We start from the raw sequence: 16,627 nt of genomic DNA, 5'->3' as shown, positions 1-16,627 counted from the left end.
ACCGGCGCGCGTCCACAGTGGACGAATCAGTCGGACGGCAGCCGCACCGCCGCGGCCAGCCCGGCCAGCGCCACGACGCCCAGGGTGGTGAGGGCGAGGGCGAAGGACCGCCCGCCGAGGTGCGGCGTCCCGGCCAGGACCGAGCCGGCCAGCGCCGTCCCCACCGACGAGCCGAGGTTCGACACACTGCGGGACACACCCGAAATGTCGCCCTGGGCGGAGTCCGGGAAGCGCGACTGCACGAGGTTCACCGACGCCGTCAGCATGACCCCGACCCCGGCGCCGAGCAGGAACAGGCCCGGCACCGCGCCCGCCACCCCGGAATCCGCCCGGACCAGCAGCAGCACGAGGGCCAGCCCCGCGACGGTGACGGCGAACCCGGCGCGGACGAGACCGCGCTGGGAGTGCCGCCGCGCGAGCCGGCCCGCCGCCGCCGAGGCACCCAGGATGCCGGCGGTGGCCGGGGTGAGCATCAGCCCGGTCTCGATCGCGTCGTACCCGCGGACCTCCTGCAGGAAGACCGCGACGACGAAGAACGCCCCCTGCAGGACCAGCCACTGCACGTGCTGGGTGGTCAGCCCGAGCCAGGTGACGCGGTCGCGGAAGAGCCCCGACGGCACCAGCGCCGCCCGGCCGGCCCGTTCCCGCGAGCGGACGTGCGCGAAGAACACCACGAGGAAGGCGGCGCCGATGCCGGCGAACAGCCAGAGCGGTGAAATCCCGCCGGCCGGCAGCAGGACCACGGCACCGACGGCGAAGTCCGCGCGGGAGACGAGCCAGCCGTAGGTGCCCGTCTGCAGCACGCCGAAGACGACGAAGAACAGGCCGGCCGCCGAGAGGACCGCGCCGGCGACGTCGAACTCCTCCTCGCGCGGCGGTGCGGGCGGCTCGGTGACCCGCACCGTCAGCAGGACGATCAGGGCGACCAGGAGGACCTGCAGCAGGAAGGACGCCCGCCAGCCCAGCCACGTGGTGACCAGGCCGCCGACGAGCGGGCCGGCCGCGGCGCCGAGCGCGCCGGCCCCGCTGACCACGCCGAAGGCCCGCGCCCGCGCTTCGAGGCCGGGGCTGGCGACGGTGATCAGGATGTAGATCGGCGGGATCATGAGCGCCGAGCCGACGCCCTCCAGCACCGAGTAGCCGAGGAGCAGCAGCGCCGGGCCGTGCGCGGCCGAAGCCAGCAGGGCACCGGAGCCGTACACGGCGAGCCCGGCGAGGAAGCAGCGCTTGCGGCCCAGCAGGTCGCTCAGTTTGCTGCCGGGCACCATGAGCGACGCCATGGTGAGGGTGAACACCGTGATCGCCGTCTGCACGCCGAGCACGGTCGTCCCGAGGTCCGCGGCGATGGCGCTGACGGCGACGGTCATGGTCGTCGCGGCGTAGCTCGCGACGAACTGGGCGAGGGCCAGGGGCAGCACGAGCATCGGCGGGCCTTCCTCGTCGGGTGCCGCACACGGTGGCGCGGCCGGGGCCGGGCTGCCTCACCCCGCGGGGGTGAGGCACCGGCCCGGCCGGGCGCCCGCTTGCTCGGCGAGCAGGGGCTCGCTTCCGCGGCTTTCGCGGTGCTCCGGCGGCCAGCGGCCCGACCGCTGGCCACTCCCGCGACCCCGGCGCCCGCAGCGGGGCCACGGCTGCCGCCCACTCGGCGAGCAGGGGGCCGCCTCCGCGACTTCCGCGGCCTGACGGTCAGCAGCCCGCCCGCCAACCACCTCCGCGACCCCGGCACTCCCGACCCGGCCACCTCACCCCGCCGGGATGAGGCAGCGGCCGTCCCGGCCCGGGACGGTGCCCGGTGAGGGGATCCGGTGCCGATGGAGGAGCCATGACCGAAACCACGATCGCCGAGCACGGGCTGATCGGAGATCTGCAGACCGCCGCGCTGGTGACGACCGACGGGTCGATCGACTGGTTCTGCTGCCCCCGCTTCGATTCGCCGTCGGTCTTCGGCGCTCTGCTCGACGACGAGCGCGGTGGCCGGTTCCGGATCCGCCCGGCCGGTGCCTGCGCCAGTGCCCAGATGTACCACCCGGACACCGCGGTGCTGATCACCCGGTTCTCCGGCCCCGACGGCATCGGCGAGGTGGTCGACTTCATGCCGCCGTGCGACGGCCCGGCCACCACCCGGCACCGGATCGCCCGGCTCGTGCGCTGCGTCCGCGGCCGGATGACGTTCGACGTCGTGGTCGCGCCCCGCTTCGACTACGGCCGCCGTCCGCACCAGGCGATGCTCGTCGCGAACGGGGCCGTGTTCATCGCGCGTGACACCTCCCTCGTGCTGCACGCGGTCCGTGAGCCCGGCGACGAGCACCTCGCCGAAACCCGCATCGAAGGCGGTGACGTGCACCTGCGGCTCACCCTGGACGCCGGCCAGGTGCGCGGGGTCGTGCTCGAAACCGACTCCGCGGAGCCGCCGCGCGAGATCCGCGTCGCCGACTTCGAAGCCCTCTTCCAGTCCACTGTGGACTGGTGGCGCGGGTGGCTGGCCCGCTCCACCTACCGCGGCCGCTGGCGGGAGATCGTGCTCCGGTCGGCGATCACGCTCAAGCTGCTCACCTACGAGCCGACCGGCGGGCTGGTCGCCGCGCCCACCCTCGGGCTGCCCGAGGAACTCGGCGGCGAGCGGAACTGGGACTACCGCTACACCTGGGTCCGGGACGCGTCCTTCTCGGTGTCGGCGTTGCTGGCCCTCGGGTTCGCGGAGGAGGCCGCCCGGTTCGGGAACTGGCTCGGCGACCGCATCCGCGAAGGCCGGGGCGGGACCAGCGGGCCGCTCGCCGTGCTGTACCGCGTGGACGGCACGACGGACCTGCGGGAAGAAAGCCTCGCGCACTGGTCCGGGTACCGCGGGTCGGCGCCGGTCCGGATCGGCAACGACGCGGCCGGGCAGCTGCAGCTCGACATCTACGGCGAAGCCCTCGACAGCGTCTTCGCCGCCGACCGCGCCGGGTTCGAACTTCCCCACCAGGGCTGGGAAGCCCTGCGCGCGGCCCTCGAATGGCTCGGCGAACACTGGGACCAGCCCGAGGAAGGCATCTGGGAGACCCGCGGCGGCCGCAAGCGCTTCACCTACGGCCGGCTGATGAGCTGGGTCGCCTTCGACCGCGGCATCCGGTTGGCCGGCACCCACGGCAGGCCGGCCCCGGTCGAGGACTGGACCTGGCAGCGCGACAGCATCCACGGCCAGATCATCGACCGCGGCTGGCACCGCACGCGAAACGCGTTCGTCCAGCACGACACCGGAGACGAGCTCGACGCGGCCCTGCTTCGCATGCCGCGCACCGGATTCCTCCCGGCCACGGACCCGCTGTGGCTCTCGACGCTCGACGCGATCAAGACCGGCCTGGTGACCGACAGCCTGGTCTACCGGTACGACCCGGCCGCGTCCCCGGACGGCCTCGCCGGCGCCGAAGGCACGTTTTCGCTGTGCAGCTTCGCCTACGTCGACGCTCTGGCCCGGGCGGGCCGCCTGGAGGAGGCGCGCACGGCGTTCGAGAAGATGCTGACCTACGCCAACCACGTCGGGCTGTACGCGGAGGAGATCGCCCCGACCGGCGAGCAGCTCGGCAACTTCCCGCAGGCGTTCACGCACCTGGCCCTGATCGACGCCGCCGTCACCCTCGACGCCGTCCTCGGCTGAGGCGGCCGGGTCTCCCCCGCCACGGGTGACCCGGCCGCGCGCCGCGCGGAACACGATGAGGCACCCGTCGAGGCGAGCCCCGGGAGGCCGAAGCCATGACCACCACCAACCGACCACGCCGGTCCACGGAACCAGCCGGGCCGCCACCCCCGGAGGGGGCCGGCCGCGCGAAACCACCGGCCGCGGCGTGGATTTCCTGGGTCGCGCTCGCGCTCATGACGACCGGATCCGTCGCGAGCCTGCGTCCCTCGCCGACGATGGCGGTCTACGGGCTCGCGGCCGTCTTCCTCTACGTCGTCCCGGCGATCGTCTTCCTCCTGCCGACGTCGCTGGTCTCCGCCGAACTGGCTTCCGGCTGGCCGGGCGGTGTCTACAACTGGGTCGCGCTCGGCATCTCGAAGCCGCTGGGGTTCCTGGCGGTCTGGTGCCAGTTCGCGATGACGATCTTCTACTACCCCAGCCTGCTCGGGTACGTCGCCAGCACGCTCGCGTACGTCTTCGACCCGGACCTGGCGAACAACGGGTGGTGGACGGCCGCGGTGATCGTCGTGGCGTACTGGTCCGGCGTCTGGATCTCCTCCCGCGGCACGAAAGGCGTGGCCGGGCTGGCCGGCGGCGGGCTCGTCATCGGGACGCTGCTGCCCGGCGCGCTCCTCGTAATCCTCGGCATCGTGTTCCTCGGCCAGGGGCACCCGTCCGCGGCCCCGATGTCGGCGAGCCACCTGCTGCCGGCGTGGGCCGGGCTGGCGAGCCTGGTCCTGATCGTGAACAACTTCCTGTCCTACTCGGGGATGGAGATGAACGCGGTGCACGTGTCGTCGCTGCGCAAGCCGGGCAAGGAGTTCCCGCGGGCGATGTTCCTGGCGATGGGGCTGGTGCTGCTCATCTTCATCCTGCCCGCGCTCGCCATCAGCTGGGTGATCCCGGCCGACCAGCTCTCGCTGACGGCCGGGGTGATGCAGGCCTTCGACGCCGTGTTCGCCGGCTTCGGCATCCAGTGGCTGACCCCGCTGATCGGGATCATGCTCGTCCTGGCTTCCCTCGGCGGGATGCTAACCTGGCTGGCCGGCCCGTCGAAGGGCCTGCTGCTCATCGCCCGCCAGGAGGGGTACCTGCCGCCGTTCCTGCAGCGGCTCAACGGCCGGGGCGTGCAGCAGAACATCCTGGTCGCCCAGGGCGCCGTCACCACGCTGATCGCGCTGCTCTACGCGTTCATCCCGGACGTGTCGAGCGCGTACTGGATCTTCTCGGTGATCACCACGCAGGTGTACCTGATCATGTACCTGCTGATGTTCGTCGCGGCGGTCCGCCTGCGGCGGAAGTACCCCGATCACCCGCGCGGGTTCCGCGCGCCGCTGCTGCTCGGCCTGTGCGGCATCGGGTTCTGCGCGTCGCTGGCCGCGCTGCTGGTCGGGTTCGTCCCGCCGTCGCAGTTCGGTTCCGGCAGCCCGTGGGTGTACCTGGGGATCGTCGCCGGCGGCGCGCTCGGCCTCGGCCTGCTGGTGCCGTTCCTGTTCTACCGCCTGCGGAAACCGTCGTGGCGGCAACCGGAGGTGAGCTCGTCATGACCACTGTGGACGAACGATCGACCCGGTCGCAGCGGACGGCCGTCTACGTCCTGGTGGCGGTGGTGCTGGGCGGGTTGCTGGTGGCGGGCTACCTGGCCCACCGGTCCGCGGTCTGCACCGACCTGAACGCCGCGCTCACCCGCGCGGCGAGCGACACCGCCGGTGGCCCGGGAGCGCGGCCGCTCCTGCGGCCGGTGCTGCGGTACGCCGGTCCCTGCCCGGTGGGCGGGTGAGCGCGGTGGACCTGCGGACCCGGATCGACGCCCTGATGCCACGGGCGCGGGAGGAACTCGCGGAGCTCGTCGCGCTGCGGTCGGTGGCGGACCCGCGGCAGTTCCCGCCCGACGAGTGCCACCGCGCGGCCGTCTGGGTCGCCGACGCGTTCGCCGAGGCCGGCTTCCGCACGAGCCTCGCCGACACGCCGGACGGCAGCCAGGCCGTGGTCGGCACCCGGCGCTGCGGCCGGGCGGACGCGCCGGCCGTGCTGCTCTACGCGCACTACGACGTCCAGCCACCGCTGGCCGACGCCGAGTGGCGGACGCCGCCGTTCCGGCTGACCGAAGTGGACGGACGCTGGTACGGGCGCGGCGCGGCCGACTGCAAGGGCAACATCCTCATGCACCTCACAGCGTTGCGCGCCCTCGGCGACGACGTGCCGGTCGACCTCAAGCTGGTCGTCGAAGGCGCGGAGGAGCAGGGCACCGGCGGGCTGGAGGCGTTCGTCCCGGACCACGCGGACCTCCTGCGGGCCGACGCGATCCTGGTGGCCGACACCGGGAACGCGGCGGTCGGCCACCCGGCCGTCACGGTCAGCCTGCGCGGCCTGGTCAACGTCGTCGTCTCGGTCGAGGCGCTGCCGTCCGAACTGCACTCGGGCATGTTCGGCGGTCCCGCCCCGGACGCGCTGGCGGTGCTGGTGCGGGTGCTGGCCTCCCTCCGCGACGACGAGGGCGGCACGACGGTCCACGGCCTGCCCGGCGACGGCCGCTGGTCCGGTGCCCGGTACCCGGCCGACCGGTTCCGGGCGGACGCGGGCCTGCCGCCCGGCGCCGTCCTGCTGGGCGGCGGCGAAGTCGCGGACGCGCTGTGGGCCCGCCCGGCGCTGACGGTGCTGGGCATCGACTGCCCGCCGGTGGTCGGCTCGACGGCGGCACTGGTCCCGCGCGCCCGGGCCCGGCTGAACCTGCGCATCCCGCCGGGCGTCGACCCGCACCACGCGGCCTGCGCCCTCACCGAGCACCTGCAGGCGGCCGCTCCGTGGGGCGTGGAGGTCTCGGTCGAGGTCGAGGCGATCGGCCACCCGTTCCTCGCCACCACCGACGGCCCGGCGTACGCGACGATGACCCGCGCGATGGAGACCGTGTACGGCCGCCCGGTGAGCCGGCTCGGCCAAGGCGGCTCGATCCCGCTGTGCACCGTCCTCGCCGAGACCTACCCCGACGCCGAAATCCTCCTCATCGGCGTCGAGGAACCCCAGGCCCTCATCCACGCACCGAACGAATCCGTGGCACCGCGGGAAATCGCGGCCATGGCCCTGGCGGAAGCCCTGTTCCTCCAGGACTTCGGCCGGGCGTCCCGCGGTGCCTGATCAAGAGGCGGACACGGAATAGCTGTTCGACGTGAAGTTCAGCCCGCCCGAGGAGGAGGTGATTTCGAACCCGAACTGGACCTCGCCCAGTGTCACGTCCCCGAACCAGCCGCGGGTCCGGATCCAGTTCAGCACCGCGAGGACGTCGACCGTGCCCGCGTTCGTGTCCGACGTCCGCAGGAAGGAGAAGACCTCGTTCGACCCGTTCGACCCCCGGTAGACGTCCCAGGTGTGGCCGCCGGCGCTCACCGTCGTCTGCTTGGTGCCGATCGGCCCGACCGCGCCCTGCTTGTTCATCCACAGCATGATTTCGTAGGCGTTGTTGTTCGCCCAGATGTCATAGGCGGTCTCGTACGCGCCGCTGCCGGGCCGGCTGACGTTGAAACTGCTGGAAACCTGGCGCAGGGAACCGATCGTCCGCCCGACGTTCTTCGCCGAGTGCGGGTACGATTTGACACCGCCGGTGTTCGGGTGGTTCGCCCACACCCCCCAATTGCTGGAGGAGTTGGCCCAGATCGTCTGGGGACCGGCGCCACCGCCCCAGACGTCGTTGCGGACCGTGTAACCGCCGTTGGACCACGTCGCCCACTTGTCCGAAGACGACCAGGTGGCGGCTTCGGCCACGCCGGCGGTGCCGGCCACCACGGCGGCCGCGGTGAGCGAAACGAGCAGGGAACGCACGACTTTGTGCATCGGTTCATCCTTTCCCGGAAATCGAACGGGAGGCAGGACGACTATTGCAGCCGCGTTGCGCGCCGGTCAAGATCCGGTGCGCCGATCACCCGCATTCGATCGATTCGGACAATGGCATCGATGATTTCAACGGCCCGGATCGTCGATGTGGTCGAACCAATCGGATTATTACTTTTCGGAAAGCGTTTCCCGCGCTTCGGCGTCCCCGGCGAGCAGCAGGTAGGCCGCGGCCGTCCAGGTGTAGGCGCGGTCCCGCAGGCCGTCGCCGGTCAGCGCGTCGAAGTTCTCGGCGAACCCGGATTTCTCGCACACCGCGCGGAACCGCGCGCTGACCCGGTCGGCGAGGTCCACCGCCCCGGCGCGGCGCAGGCCGTCCTCGACCAGCACCGTGACCGGCGCCCACACCGGCCCGCGCCAGTAGCCGTCCGCCTCGTAGCACGGCGACCCGGGGCGCTCGGTGGCCAGCCCGATGTCGGTGAGGTGCTCCTCGATCCCCGCCACGACCACGTCCCGAACCGCCGGCGGCAGGTGCTCGCCGAGCACGATCGGCATGAGTTCGAGCAGGCTCTCCCCGCCCTGGGCCGCGCCGGTCGCCACCGAGCGGCTGACGAACTTCGTGCCGTCCCAGAGCTCGTCCAGCAGCGCTGCCAGCATGCCATCGGCTTCGGCGCGCCACCGCCCGGCCGCTTCGGCGTCGCCGAGCCCGGCGGCCAGCACGGCCAGCTCCCGCAGCTGCAGCACCAGGAACGCCGCCAGATCGGGGGTCTGCACCAGCCGTTCCCCGGCGAACGGGGTCGCGTTGTCCCAGCCGCTGTCGTTGCCGTGTTCGTAGTGGGCGACCGGCCGGCCGGGCACGCGGCGGTGGTCGAGCCAGAACGTCGTCCACGCCGCCAGCCGTCGGTAGGCGCGCCCGGCCTCCGGCAGGCCGCCGGGCAGGCGGCCGCGCAGGCGGCTCAGGGCCCAGCCGTGGATGGGCGGCTTGACGAAGTTGCGCAGCACCTCGGCGTGGGTGACCGAGTCGGGCAGCGCGCCCCGGTCGTCCTGGTGGTCGAAGACGACCTGGAACTGGTGCCAGGCCAGCTCGGGGCGGCCGCCGGCGAGGGCGAGCGCGTTGAAGCAGTGGTCCCAGCTCCACACCTTGTCCATCCAGTGCTTCGACATCAGCACGGCCGGACGGCCGACGAACCCCGACGGCGCCACGATGGCCGACCACAGCACGTAGCAGGCGAGCTCGGCCGCCGGCGTCCGCTCGCCACGCCAGGGCGCCACCGAATCGGCGAACCCGGCGAACGCGGCCCCGGCGGCGGCGACCACGCCGTCGAACGCCGTCGACGGCACGTACGGTTCCCGGGCCCCGGGGAGTTCCTCGATCACCACCTCCCAGCTGCCGTCCCCCAGCACGACGGCCCGCTCGGCCGAGCCGAGCGCTTCGGCGCCGACGTGCCGGAGGTGTCCGGAAAGGACGGTGACGCGGTAGCGGTGGCCCGTTTCGTAGGAGGTGAAGACGGCGGAACCGTCGACCGGGTCGGCGAAGAAGTACGTGCCGGCGAACGGGGTCAGCGTGGGCTCGGCCGCGCGGATCCGCAGCCCGAGGCCGCGTCCGGCGATCCGGAGCGCGTCCGGTCCCGCGTACGCGGCGGTGATCCGCCGGTCCCCGGCCCCCCAGGTGAGCGCGGACGGCGTGGCGGCGGCCGGGACCGCCGCCCGCTCCCCGCCGCTTTCCGGAACCAGCGCCAGGACGGCGTGCATGCCGTGGCGGTGGGACACCAGGTGCAGGTCGTCCGCGTAGGTGGCTTCGGCCACCACCGGGGACACGTCGAACCACGATCCCGGGTGGCTGAAGGGGATTTCCCGCAGCGAAAACTCGCCCGTGGGCACAGAAGCGTCCTTTCCGAGGGGGTCAGTCCTTGACGGCGCCCGCGGTGACGCCGGCGGCGACGAACCGCTGCGCGAGCACGAGGAGCACCGCGGCGGGCACGGAGGCCACCACCGCCGTCGCCATGATGGAGTTCCACTCCTGGTTGTTGTTGCCGATGTAGCGGTAGATGCCCAGGGTCAGCGGCCGCAGCGGGCCACCGCCGTCGAGCGTCGCCGCGAAGACGAAGTCCGACCAGGCCCACAGGAACGAGAACAGCCCCGCCGTGACGACCCCGTTGCGGCTCGCGGGCAGGACCACCGACCAGAACGTGCGCAGCGCGCCGGCGCCGTCGACGGTGGCCGCCTGGACGAGCTCGTCCGGCACCGAAGCCATGAACGACGTCAGGATGAGCACGGCGAACGGCACCGCGATCGTCGAGTCGGCGAGCACCAGCCCCCACGCGGTGTTGGTGATGCCCAGCGACACGTAGATGCCGTAGAAGCCCAGCGCCATGATGATGCCGGGGATCATCTGGGCGACCAGGAGCACGAAACCCAGCGCCCGGCGGCCGCGCGGGCGGAGCTTGGCCAGCGCGTACGCCGACGGCGCCGCCAGCGCCAGCGTCAGCACGACGGTCCCCAGCGCGACCAGCAGGCTGGTGGCGAAGTACGGGAGCTGCTCGTGCAGGACCCGTTCGTACCCCTCGAACGTCGGCGCGGCGGGGAACCAGTCGGGCGGCGACTTGCGCATCCGCCCGGCCGGTGTCAGCGACACGTTGACCATCCAGTAGACGGGGAACAGCATCACGGCGGTGAGGACCAGGCCCACCGCGGTGCGCCAGTGCCGGATCACGCCGCCTCCTGCCGGTGCTGCGCGCGGATGTAGAGCAGGCCGGCGACCAGGGCCAGCAGGATGAGGACGTTGCCGACGGCCGCGCTGGGCCCGAACCGCGGCAGCAGGCTGCCGAACCCGAGCTGGTAGGACCAGGTGGCCAGGGTGGTCGACGAGCCGCCGGGCCCGCCCCTGGTCATGATCCAGATGACGTCGAACACCTTCAGCGTGTAGACCAGCCCCAGCAGCAGCGTGATCGCCGAAACCGGGCGCAGGAGCGGGAACGTGACGTGCCGGAACCGCTGCCACGCCCCGGCGCCGTCGAGCGACGCCGCTTCGTACACCTCGGCGGGGATGTTCTGCAGGCCGCTGTGCAGCACGACGAGGTTGAACGGCACGCCGATCCAGATGTTGGCGATGATCACCGAGACCAGCGACCACGACGGCGAGGTCAGCCAGTCGATCCGGCCGGCGCCGAACCAGGCCAGCACGGCGTTGACCACCCCGGACTCGCTGTTGAGCAGCCACGCCCACGTCGACCCGGAGACGATCAGGGGCAGCAGCCAGGGCACCAGGAACAGCGCCCGCAGCGTCGGGCCCAGGCGGAAGTGACGGGCGAAGAACACCGCCAGCGCCAGGCCGATGCCGTACTGGAACAGCAGGGACGCGGCCGTGAAGACGAGCGTGTCGAGCAGGGCCGTGCGGAAGGTCGGGTCGGCGAACACGCCGGCGTAGTTGTCGAACCACACCAGCGGCGCCCCGCCGTGGACGAAGGTGCGGACGGTGTAGCTGCGCAGGCTGAGGTCGATGTTCGTGACCAGCGGATAGCCGTAGCAGAGCACGAGGTAGGCGACGAGCGGCGCGAGGAACGCCCACGCGAGCAGCTGCGGCCGCCGCCGTCGCACCCGGCCGGGCGCTCGCGCGGCCGCGCGGACGGTGACCGGTTCGCGGATGTCCTGCACGAGCGGGCCTACTTCGCCGACGCGGCGGTCGCCTGCGCGGCCGCGAGCGCGGCGTCCGGGGCCTTCGCGCCGGTGAGCGCGGCCTGCACGGCACCCCAGAGCGGTTCCGAGATCCGCGGGTACCGGGTGCCGAGGTTGTCGCCGGTGCGGCCCTTCGCGACCTTCACGGCGTCGACCCACACCTTCAACTCGGGCTGGGCGGCGACCTGCTTGTCCTGCACCGAAGGCACGGCGGACACGTAGGTCAGCGCGGTGTCGGAGTCGAGGACGTTGGCCGGGCTGGTCAGGCAGGAGGCGATCTTGCCCGCGGTCTTTTCGGTGTCCGGGCTGCTCTGCGCGGGCACGGTGACGAACTCGCCGCCGGTCGGCGCCGGGGCCGCGCCCCCGGCACGGGCCGGGATCGCGAGGACACCGTAGCCGAACCCGGCCTTCTTCGCGTTCTGCAGCTGCCAGGTGCCGTTCTCGGCGAAGGCGTAGTCGCCGGTCGCGAACTCCTGCCAGCTGGTCGTCTGCGTGTTCCCGACCACGGAGTTCGGCGCGTACCCCTTGTCCAGCCAGGACTTCCACTGGGCGAGGGCCGCGGTGGCGGCGGGCGAGGCCAGGTCGGTCAGGTTCGCTCCCGCACCCCAGAACCACGGCAGGAACTGGAAACTGCCCTCCTCGGTGCCGATGGCGGAGAACGTGATGCCCTTCTTGCCGGCGGCGTGCACCTTGGCCAGGGCGGCGTCGAGCGACGCCCAGTCCCGCACGGACGCGGGGTCGACACCGGCCGCGGTCAGCACGTCCTTGTTGTAGTAGAGGGCGAGGGTGTTCGCCCCGATCGGGACGCCGTACGCCTGGCCCTTGACGTCGCCGGCGGCGAGCAGGTTGGGGGCGACCTGCGCGGTGTCGAGGCCGCTGTCCGCATTGGACTTGAGCACGCCCCCCTCGGCCAGTGTCGAGACCACGGGGTTGTCGACGACGAGGACGTTCGGCGCGGTGCCCTGCTGGGCGGCGAGCAGCACCTTGTTGGTCAGGTCGGTCGTGTCGAACGCCTGCCGCGCGATCTTGACCCCGGCGTCGGCACCGCACTTGTCGACGACCTTCGCCCAGGCGGAGCTCGCGTCGAACTGCGGGTACGGGTCCCAGACCGTGAAGGGTCCGGCGGCGGCGGGGGCCGTCCCGGAGGAGCACGCCGCCAGTGTCGTCGCGGCGACGGCCGCCGACAGCAGCCGGATGATCGGGTGACGCTGCATGGGAGGACCTTCCCGTTCGTCGTCGAACCGGTTCGATGACCGAGGCCGCGTCACCGTAAACCCCGCGGCGGCTCCTGCGCAATACTGCGTGTACTACGATCGAACCGGTTCTGGACGATGGTCGGGAGTGGCATGAACATCGGGGAGATCGCGCGGCGCGCGGGGGTGTCGCGCAGCACCGTGTCGTACGCGCTCAGCGGCAAACGCCCGGTGTCGGCGGCCACCGTGCAGCGCATCAACGACGTCATCGCCGAGCTCGGCTACCGGCCCAACGCGAGCGCGAGGGCGCTGGCCGAGGGCCGGACGCGCACGCTGGGCCTGGTCGTGCCGCCGGCCAGCCGCCGGCTGACCGACGTCCAGCTGGGGTTCGTGGGTAGCGTCGTCGACGCGGCCGCGGCCCACGACCTCGACGTCCTGCTCTCCCCCAGCGGCGGCGACCACGACCGGTCGTTCGAGCGCATCGTGACCGGCCGGCGCGTCGACGGCGTGATCCTGATGGAGATCCTCCTCGAGGACCCGCGGGTCGAGCGGCTGAGCCAGGCGAGCCTGCCGTTCGTGACGATCGGCCACGTCGAGCACCCCGGGGCGTCCTGGTGGGTCGACGTCGACTACGGCGGGCTGATCACGCGCTGCGTCCACCACCTCGCCGACCTCGGCCACGAGGAGGTCGTGCTGATCAACCGGTCGGCGGAGCTGGTCGCGGCGGGCTACGGCCCGGCCCTCCGGTCGGCAACGGGGTTCCTGGCGGCGACGGCGGCGCGCGGCCTGCGGGCGCGCACGGTGTGCTGCGCGGACGAGGCGGCGGCGGGACTGGCCTGTTTCGAGCAGATCCGGACCCAGTGGCCGGCGGTGACGGCGGCGGTGACGATCAACGAAGCGGCCCTGCCGGGAGTGCAGCGCGCGTTGCACCGGGCGGGGTTGGAGGTGCCCCGCGACTTTTCGTTGACGGGCGTGATCGCAGAGCGCCTGGCGGAGGACTTCCACCCCCCGCTCACGGCGGCCGACGTCCCGGCAACGGACTTGGGCAGGCTCGCGGTGGACCTGCTGCTGGCGCAGATCGCGGACCGGGACGCGGCGCCGCGGCACGCGCTGCTGGAGCCGCCGATCTCCCTGCGGTCCAGCACCGGGGCGCGACCGCGGCGCTAGCGGACGGGCCGGCCAGGACCCGGCGCCCCGGCACGACCGGCCCGGAACCGGCACACAACCCGGCGTCGATTCCCACCACCGGCCGAACCGCTTCCGCTGTTCGGCCGGTGCCGTCCGCACTACACCTGCCCTAAGGTGAACATGATCGAACCGGTTCGATCGCTCGTTGCGGAGAGGCTCGGATGTCCCCCATCGATCAGCTGATCGTCACCGTTCTCGGCGCCCGCCGGGCGCGCGCCCGGGAACCGCGGCCCACCCCGGCCCGCAAGCCGCGGCCGGTCAGTGATCCGCGGCCGCCGAAGCCGGACCGGCCCGAGCGGCCCTGAAGCCCTTCACAACCCGAACACCCGGAGGTCGATCGAGTCGCCCAGCAGGCGGTCCCCGGCCGCGTTCGGGTGGTAGCAGTCGGTTCGCCGGTCCGCGCGGATCACCGTCGGGTCGGCCGGGTCGCGCAGCACCGCGTCGAAGTCGAGCACCGCGTCGAACGTGCCCGAAGTGCGGATCCACGCGTTGACCGCCAGCCGGGCCTGCTCCTTCGGGCCGCCCGCCGCGTTGCACATCGGCAGGATGGTCGCGCCGACGATCCGGCGGCCCGCCGCGTGCACCCGCCCGGCGATGGTCCGCATCGCGCCGATGACCTGCGCGGCCGGTGCCGGGGGCGCGTAGTCGCCGCCGCCGAGGTCGTTCGTCCCCTCCAGCAGGAGGACGTACCGCACGCCGGGCAGGGAGAGCACGTCCCGGTCGAGCCGGGCCGGCGCCGGCGGCCCGCAGCACTGGCCGGTCGGGTCGTACGGGTTCGGCTGCACGCTGACGGTGTTGCCGCTGATCCCGGCGTTCGCCACCGACAGCCGCCGCGACGGCGGGCGCGTCGCGATGCGCTCGGCGAGCACGTCGGTCCACCGGGGGCCGCCGCCGAACGCGTTGTAGCCGTCGGTGATCGAGTCGCCGAGCGCGACGATCGTGCCGCGGGCGGCGGACGCCGCACTGATCGCGTCCGCCCACCACAACACGCCGGGCGCGAAGGCGCCGTAGGCCCGGCCCGACTCGTCCGCGCCGGCGTCACCCGGCCCGGCCGAGGCGAACGACCCCGGCGTGCTCGTCTCCGGCGGCGGGAACGTGTGGTCGTCGACCGGTGACCCGGGCGCGTACACGCTCACCGCGACGCGGTCGCCGCGCCGCACGGACAGCGGCAGGGGATCGGTCCAGGCGCTCGCGCCCGGCGGGATCGTCACCGCGTGCCGGAAACCGAAGGTCGCGCGGCGGTTCGAGCCCGGCGCCAGTGCCGGTGACCCGGGCGACGGCTGCCGCCCGACCCACACCGACCGCACCCGCAGCGGGCTGGCCCCGAACGGGTTGCCCAGCCGGACGCGCAGGGCCGTGCCGCTCGCGGTCACGGTGAGCACGTTGCGGACCGTGACGTCGGGCGAAACCCCGTGCACGCCTTGGAGCGACGACTCCGTCAGCGTGACCGGCCCCGGCGGGGCGGACGCCGCGTCCGCCACCGCCGGGCTCAGCAGCGACGCGGAAACGGCCAGGATGACTGCGGTCCGGCTGAAGCGCATCCGGGCATCCTTCCTCGTCGGGCGGATATCAGGACCACGGAGAGCTGACGAGCCAGCTCACGTCGTCGTTGTAGGCGTTGGCGTTGTCGAAGGTGTTCGAACCGCCGTTGGCGGCGATGTACACGATGTTGGCGTAGTGCCGCACGTACCGGTCGGGGAAGTTGAGCGACCGCAGCGACGCACCCTGCCCGTTGTGCCCGGCCTCCGGGCAGAAGGTCGCGTCCTGGGCGAACAGCGAGCTCCCGTCGTTGGCCTGCAGGTACAGCTCGTAGTTCTGGTGCCGCAGGTACTGGCCCGGCACGTTCTTCGACTCGAACGACACGCACGACGAGCTGCCGAGTCCGGTCCGGACGGTCCAGGACGCGTTGCCCTTTTCGGTGGCGGAGCTGCCGCTGCCGATCACCGCGGTGTCCACAGTGGACCCCGTGTGGTGGATGTAGCGGTCGGTGCAGCAGGCGGTGGTGGCGCGCAGCGAAACGGACGTGCCCGGCGTCAGCCCGGTGCCCGCGGAACTCGTGGCGTAGCCGGCCGCGGTGATGTTCGCCTGCACCGCGCTTTCCGTGGCGTCCGACGGATAACCGGACGTCATCACGCCTTCGTAGAAGGTGCCGCGGGCGCCGACGCTGTTGTCGCCGCCGATGCCGAGGATGATGGCGCCTTCCTTCTTCATCGGCCACGGGCCGTTGCCGGCGCCGTAGCCCCAGACCTTGATGTTGCCGAAGTAGATGGCCTCCATCGTGCCGTTGCCGTTGTCACGGCTGTTGCGTTCGGCATTGCCGTAGTCGAAGCAGCAACCACCGTTGTAATGCGTGCCGTCGAAGATCGCGTACATGCCTTCCGGCTGGTCACCGGTGGCGATGCCGTTGGTGTTGTTGTTGCGGTAGCCCGTACCGGGAGCCACGTAGACGCCGTAAGCCTTATGCCCGCCCACGGTGATCGGCGCCGCGGTGGCGTTGGCGAGGTTGTCGTACCCGCCCGCGGCCGGCCCCTGGAACCCGCCCGGCGGCGCCTGAGTGAGGCGGTTGTTCCGGCCCGACTGGTCGTAGATGACCGTGATCAGGCAGGTCGTCCCGGCGCAGAACGAATCCTGGGTCGCGGCGTTGGCCACCCCGCCGGCGCTCAGCACGCCGATGTCACGCGTGGCGCTGTCCGACGCGCGCCGGACCTGGTACAGCGGGCCGTTGTAGGCGCCGTACAACGCGCGAGTCGTCGAATGCGCGGCGACGCAAGGGGTGCCACCGGCCGCGTAGATGTCGCACGGGCCCTGCGTGGCCGCTTGGGACGTGCCGCCACCGGCCAGCAGACCGGCGACGAGCGTGCCGGCCGCGAGGACGGCGGAGGCGATGACGCGGGGAGTTCTCGGCTGTCGTGCCATGGGTGATCTCCTGGTGCGGTGCGGAAATCGTCGATTCGACAGGTGCGCGGGCCGGCGACGTTGCCAACCTCCTCCTCGATCACCGACACGCTGGGACGGCACAGGCGGAGCGATTGTGAGCGCTAACATAACGCCCGCGCCGACACAGTGCAATGGGAGATTTCCGCCGCGT

General features: G+C 72.5%; 14 protein-coding genes. 6 read left to right on the top strand and 8 right to left on the bottom strand.

Annotated features, from left to right (window positions below; all coding sequences use genetic code 11):
* Window positions 1–26: 26 nt before the first annotated feature.
* Entirely contained in the window at window positions 27–1,424 is a 1,398-nt protein-coding gene (locus tag OO60_RS30445) for an MFS transporter (RefSeq protein WP_033262614.1), read from the bottom strand.
* Window positions 1,425–1,822: 398 nt separating this feature from the next.
* Here OO60_RS30445 and OO60_RS30440 point away from each other — a divergent pair, with 398 nt between their 5' ends.
* The 4 genes from OO60_RS30440 (at window position 1,823) to OO60_RS30425 (ending at window position 6,793) form a co-directional block, all read left to right on the top strand.
* Window positions 1,823–3,637, top strand: coding sequence for a glycoside hydrolase family 15 protein (locus OO60_RS30440; protein ID WP_004558708.1), 1,815 nt, complete (start codon window positions 1,823–1,825; stop codon window positions 3,635–3,637).
* 95 nt (window positions 3,638–3,732) lie between these two features.
* Window positions 3,733–5,205, top strand: a complete 1,473-nt coding sequence (gene gadC, locus OO60_RS30435; RefSeq protein ID WP_033262613.1) for a glutamate/gamma-aminobutyrate antiporter GadC — start codon at window positions 3,733–3,735, stop codon at window positions 5,203–5,205.
* Window positions 5,202–5,438 (top strand): hypothetical protein, encoded by a 237-nt coding sequence (locus tag OO60_RS30430; RefSeq protein ID WP_004558710.1) that lies wholly within the window; start codon window positions 5,202–5,204, stop codon window positions 5,436–5,438. The genes gadC and OO60_RS30430 overlap by 4 nt, the downstream gene beginning before the upstream one ends.
* Window positions 5,435–6,793, top strand: a complete 1,359-nt coding sequence (locus tag OO60_RS30425) for a dipeptidase (RefSeq protein WP_081911277.1) — start codon at window positions 5,435–5,437, stop codon at window positions 6,791–6,793. The genes OO60_RS30430 and OO60_RS30425 overlap by 4 nt, the downstream gene beginning before the upstream one ends.
* Here the strand turns inward: OO60_RS30425 and OO60_RS30420 are convergent, their stop codons facing one another.
* The 5 genes from OO60_RS30420 to OO60_RS30400 all read right to left on the bottom strand — a co-directional run bounded on the left by OO60_RS30420 (window position 6,794) and on the right by OO60_RS30400 (window position 12,372).
* Window positions 6,794–7,486 (bottom strand): glycoside hydrolase family 12 protein, encoded by a 693-nt coding sequence (locus tag OO60_RS30420; protein WP_003056408.1) that lies wholly within the window; start codon window positions 7,484–7,486, stop codon window positions 6,794–6,796.
* Window positions 7,487–7,654: 168 nt separating this feature from the next.
* Complete coding sequence (locus OO60_RS30415) at window positions 7,655–9,364, bottom strand: amylo-alpha-1,6-glucosidase (protein ID WP_033262612.1); 1,710 nt, start codon at window positions 9,362–9,364, stop codon at window positions 7,655–7,657.
* Between the two features lie 22 nt (window positions 9,365–9,386).
* The gene (locus OO60_RS30410) at window positions 9,387–10,196 is read right to left on the bottom strand and encodes a carbohydrate ABC transporter permease (protein ID WP_003056401.1); all 810 of its coding nucleotides are present in this window, start codon (window positions 10,194–10,196) and stop codon (window positions 9,387–9,389) included.
* Window positions 10,193–11,137 (bottom strand): carbohydrate ABC transporter permease, encoded by a 945-nt coding sequence (locus OO60_RS30405; RefSeq protein WP_033262611.1) that lies wholly within the window; start codon window positions 11,135–11,137, stop codon window positions 10,193–10,195. Before OO60_RS30405 ends, OO60_RS30410 begins: the two co-directional genes overlap by 4 nt.
* A gap of 8 nt (window positions 11,138–11,145) precedes the next feature.
* Window positions 11,146–12,372: a sugar ABC transporter substrate-binding protein gene (locus OO60_RS30400; RefSeq protein WP_003056398.1), complete on the bottom strand. Its 1,227-nt coding sequence runs from the start codon at window positions 12,370–12,372 to the stop codon at window positions 11,146–11,148.
* Window positions 12,373–12,453: 81 nt separating this feature from the next.
* On the opposite strand from OO60_RS30400, the gene OO60_RS30395 reads away from it, so the two are divergent.
* Together OO60_RS30395 and OO60_RS46625 are read left to right on the top strand one after the other, a co-directional pair.
* Window positions 12,454–13,518 carry a LacI family DNA-binding transcriptional regulator gene (locus OO60_RS30395; protein WP_338059614.1) on the top strand — a complete coding sequence of 355 codons (1,065 nt, stop codon included), beginning with the start codon at window positions 12,454–12,456 and terminating at the stop codon, window positions 13,516–13,518.
* Between the two features lie 182 nt (window positions 13,519–13,700).
* Window positions 13,701–13,844, top strand: coding sequence for a hypothetical protein (locus OO60_RS46625; RefSeq protein WP_156081333.1), 144 nt, complete (start codon window positions 13,701–13,703; stop codon window positions 13,842–13,844).
* 6 nt (window positions 13,845–13,850) lie between these two features.
* Here OO60_RS46625 and OO60_RS30390 read toward each other — a convergent pair whose 3' ends face one another.
* Both OO60_RS30390 and OO60_RS30385 read right to left on the bottom strand, forming a co-directional pair.
* Complete coding sequence (locus OO60_RS30390; protein ID WP_003088801.1) at window positions 13,851–15,080, bottom strand: GDSL-type esterase/lipase family protein; 1,230 nt, start codon at window positions 15,078–15,080, stop codon at window positions 13,851–13,853.
* Between the two features lie 28 nt (window positions 15,081–15,108).
* Window positions 15,109–16,455, bottom strand: coding sequence for an alpha-L-arabinofuranosidase B (locus tag OO60_RS30385; protein WP_033262610.1), 1,347 nt, complete (start codon window positions 16,453–16,455; stop codon window positions 15,109–15,111).
* Between the last annotated feature and the right edge of the window lie 172 nt (window positions 16,456–16,627).

The sequence above is a fragment of the Amycolatopsis vancoresmycina genome, assembly GCF_000716785.1.
Classification (GTDB): domain Bacteria; phylum Actinomycetota; class Actinomycetes; order Mycobacteriales; family Pseudonocardiaceae; genus Amycolatopsis; species Amycolatopsis vancoresmycina.
This window is presented reverse-complemented; position numbering and strand designations above follow the sequence as displayed.

What these genes read in the sequence shown, in the direction of transcription:
- OO60_RS30445 (WP_033262614.1), bottom strand. Translation starts at nt 1,424, where the DNA reads ATGCTCGTGCTGCCCCTGGCCCTCGCCCAGTTCGTCGCGAGCTACGCC.
- OO60_RS30440 (WP_004558708.1), top strand. Translation starts at nt 1,823, where the DNA reads ATGACCGAAACCACGATCGCCGAGCACGGGCTGATCGGAGATCTGCAG.
- gadC (WP_033262613.1), top strand. Translation starts at nt 3,733, where the DNA reads ATGACCACCACCAACCGACCACGCCGGTCCACGGAACCAGCCGGGCCG.
- OO60_RS30430 (WP_004558710.1), top strand. Translation starts at nt 5,202, where the DNA reads ATGACCACTGTGGACGAACGATCGACCCGGTCGCAGCGGACGGCCGTC.
- OO60_RS30420 (WP_003056408.1), bottom strand. Translation starts at nt 7,486, where the DNA reads ATGCACAAAGTCGTGCGTTCCCTGCTCGTTTCGCTCACCGCGGCCGCC.
- OO60_RS30400 (WP_003056398.1), bottom strand. Translation starts at nt 12,372, where the DNA reads ATGCAGCGTCACCCGATCATCCGGCTGCTGTCGGCGGCCGTCGCCGCG.
- OO60_RS46625 (WP_156081333.1), top strand. Translation starts at nt 13,701, where the DNA reads ATGTCCCCCATCGATCAGCTGATCGTCACCGTTCTCGGCGCCCGCCGG.
- OO60_RS30390 (WP_003088801.1), bottom strand. Translation starts at nt 15,080, where the DNA reads ATGCGCTTCAGCCGGACCGCAGTCATCCTGGCCGTTTCCGCGTCGCTG.
- OO60_RS30385 (WP_033262610.1), bottom strand. Translation starts at nt 16,455, where the DNA reads ATGGCACGACAGCCGAGAACTCCCCGCGTCATCGCCTCCGCCGTCCTC.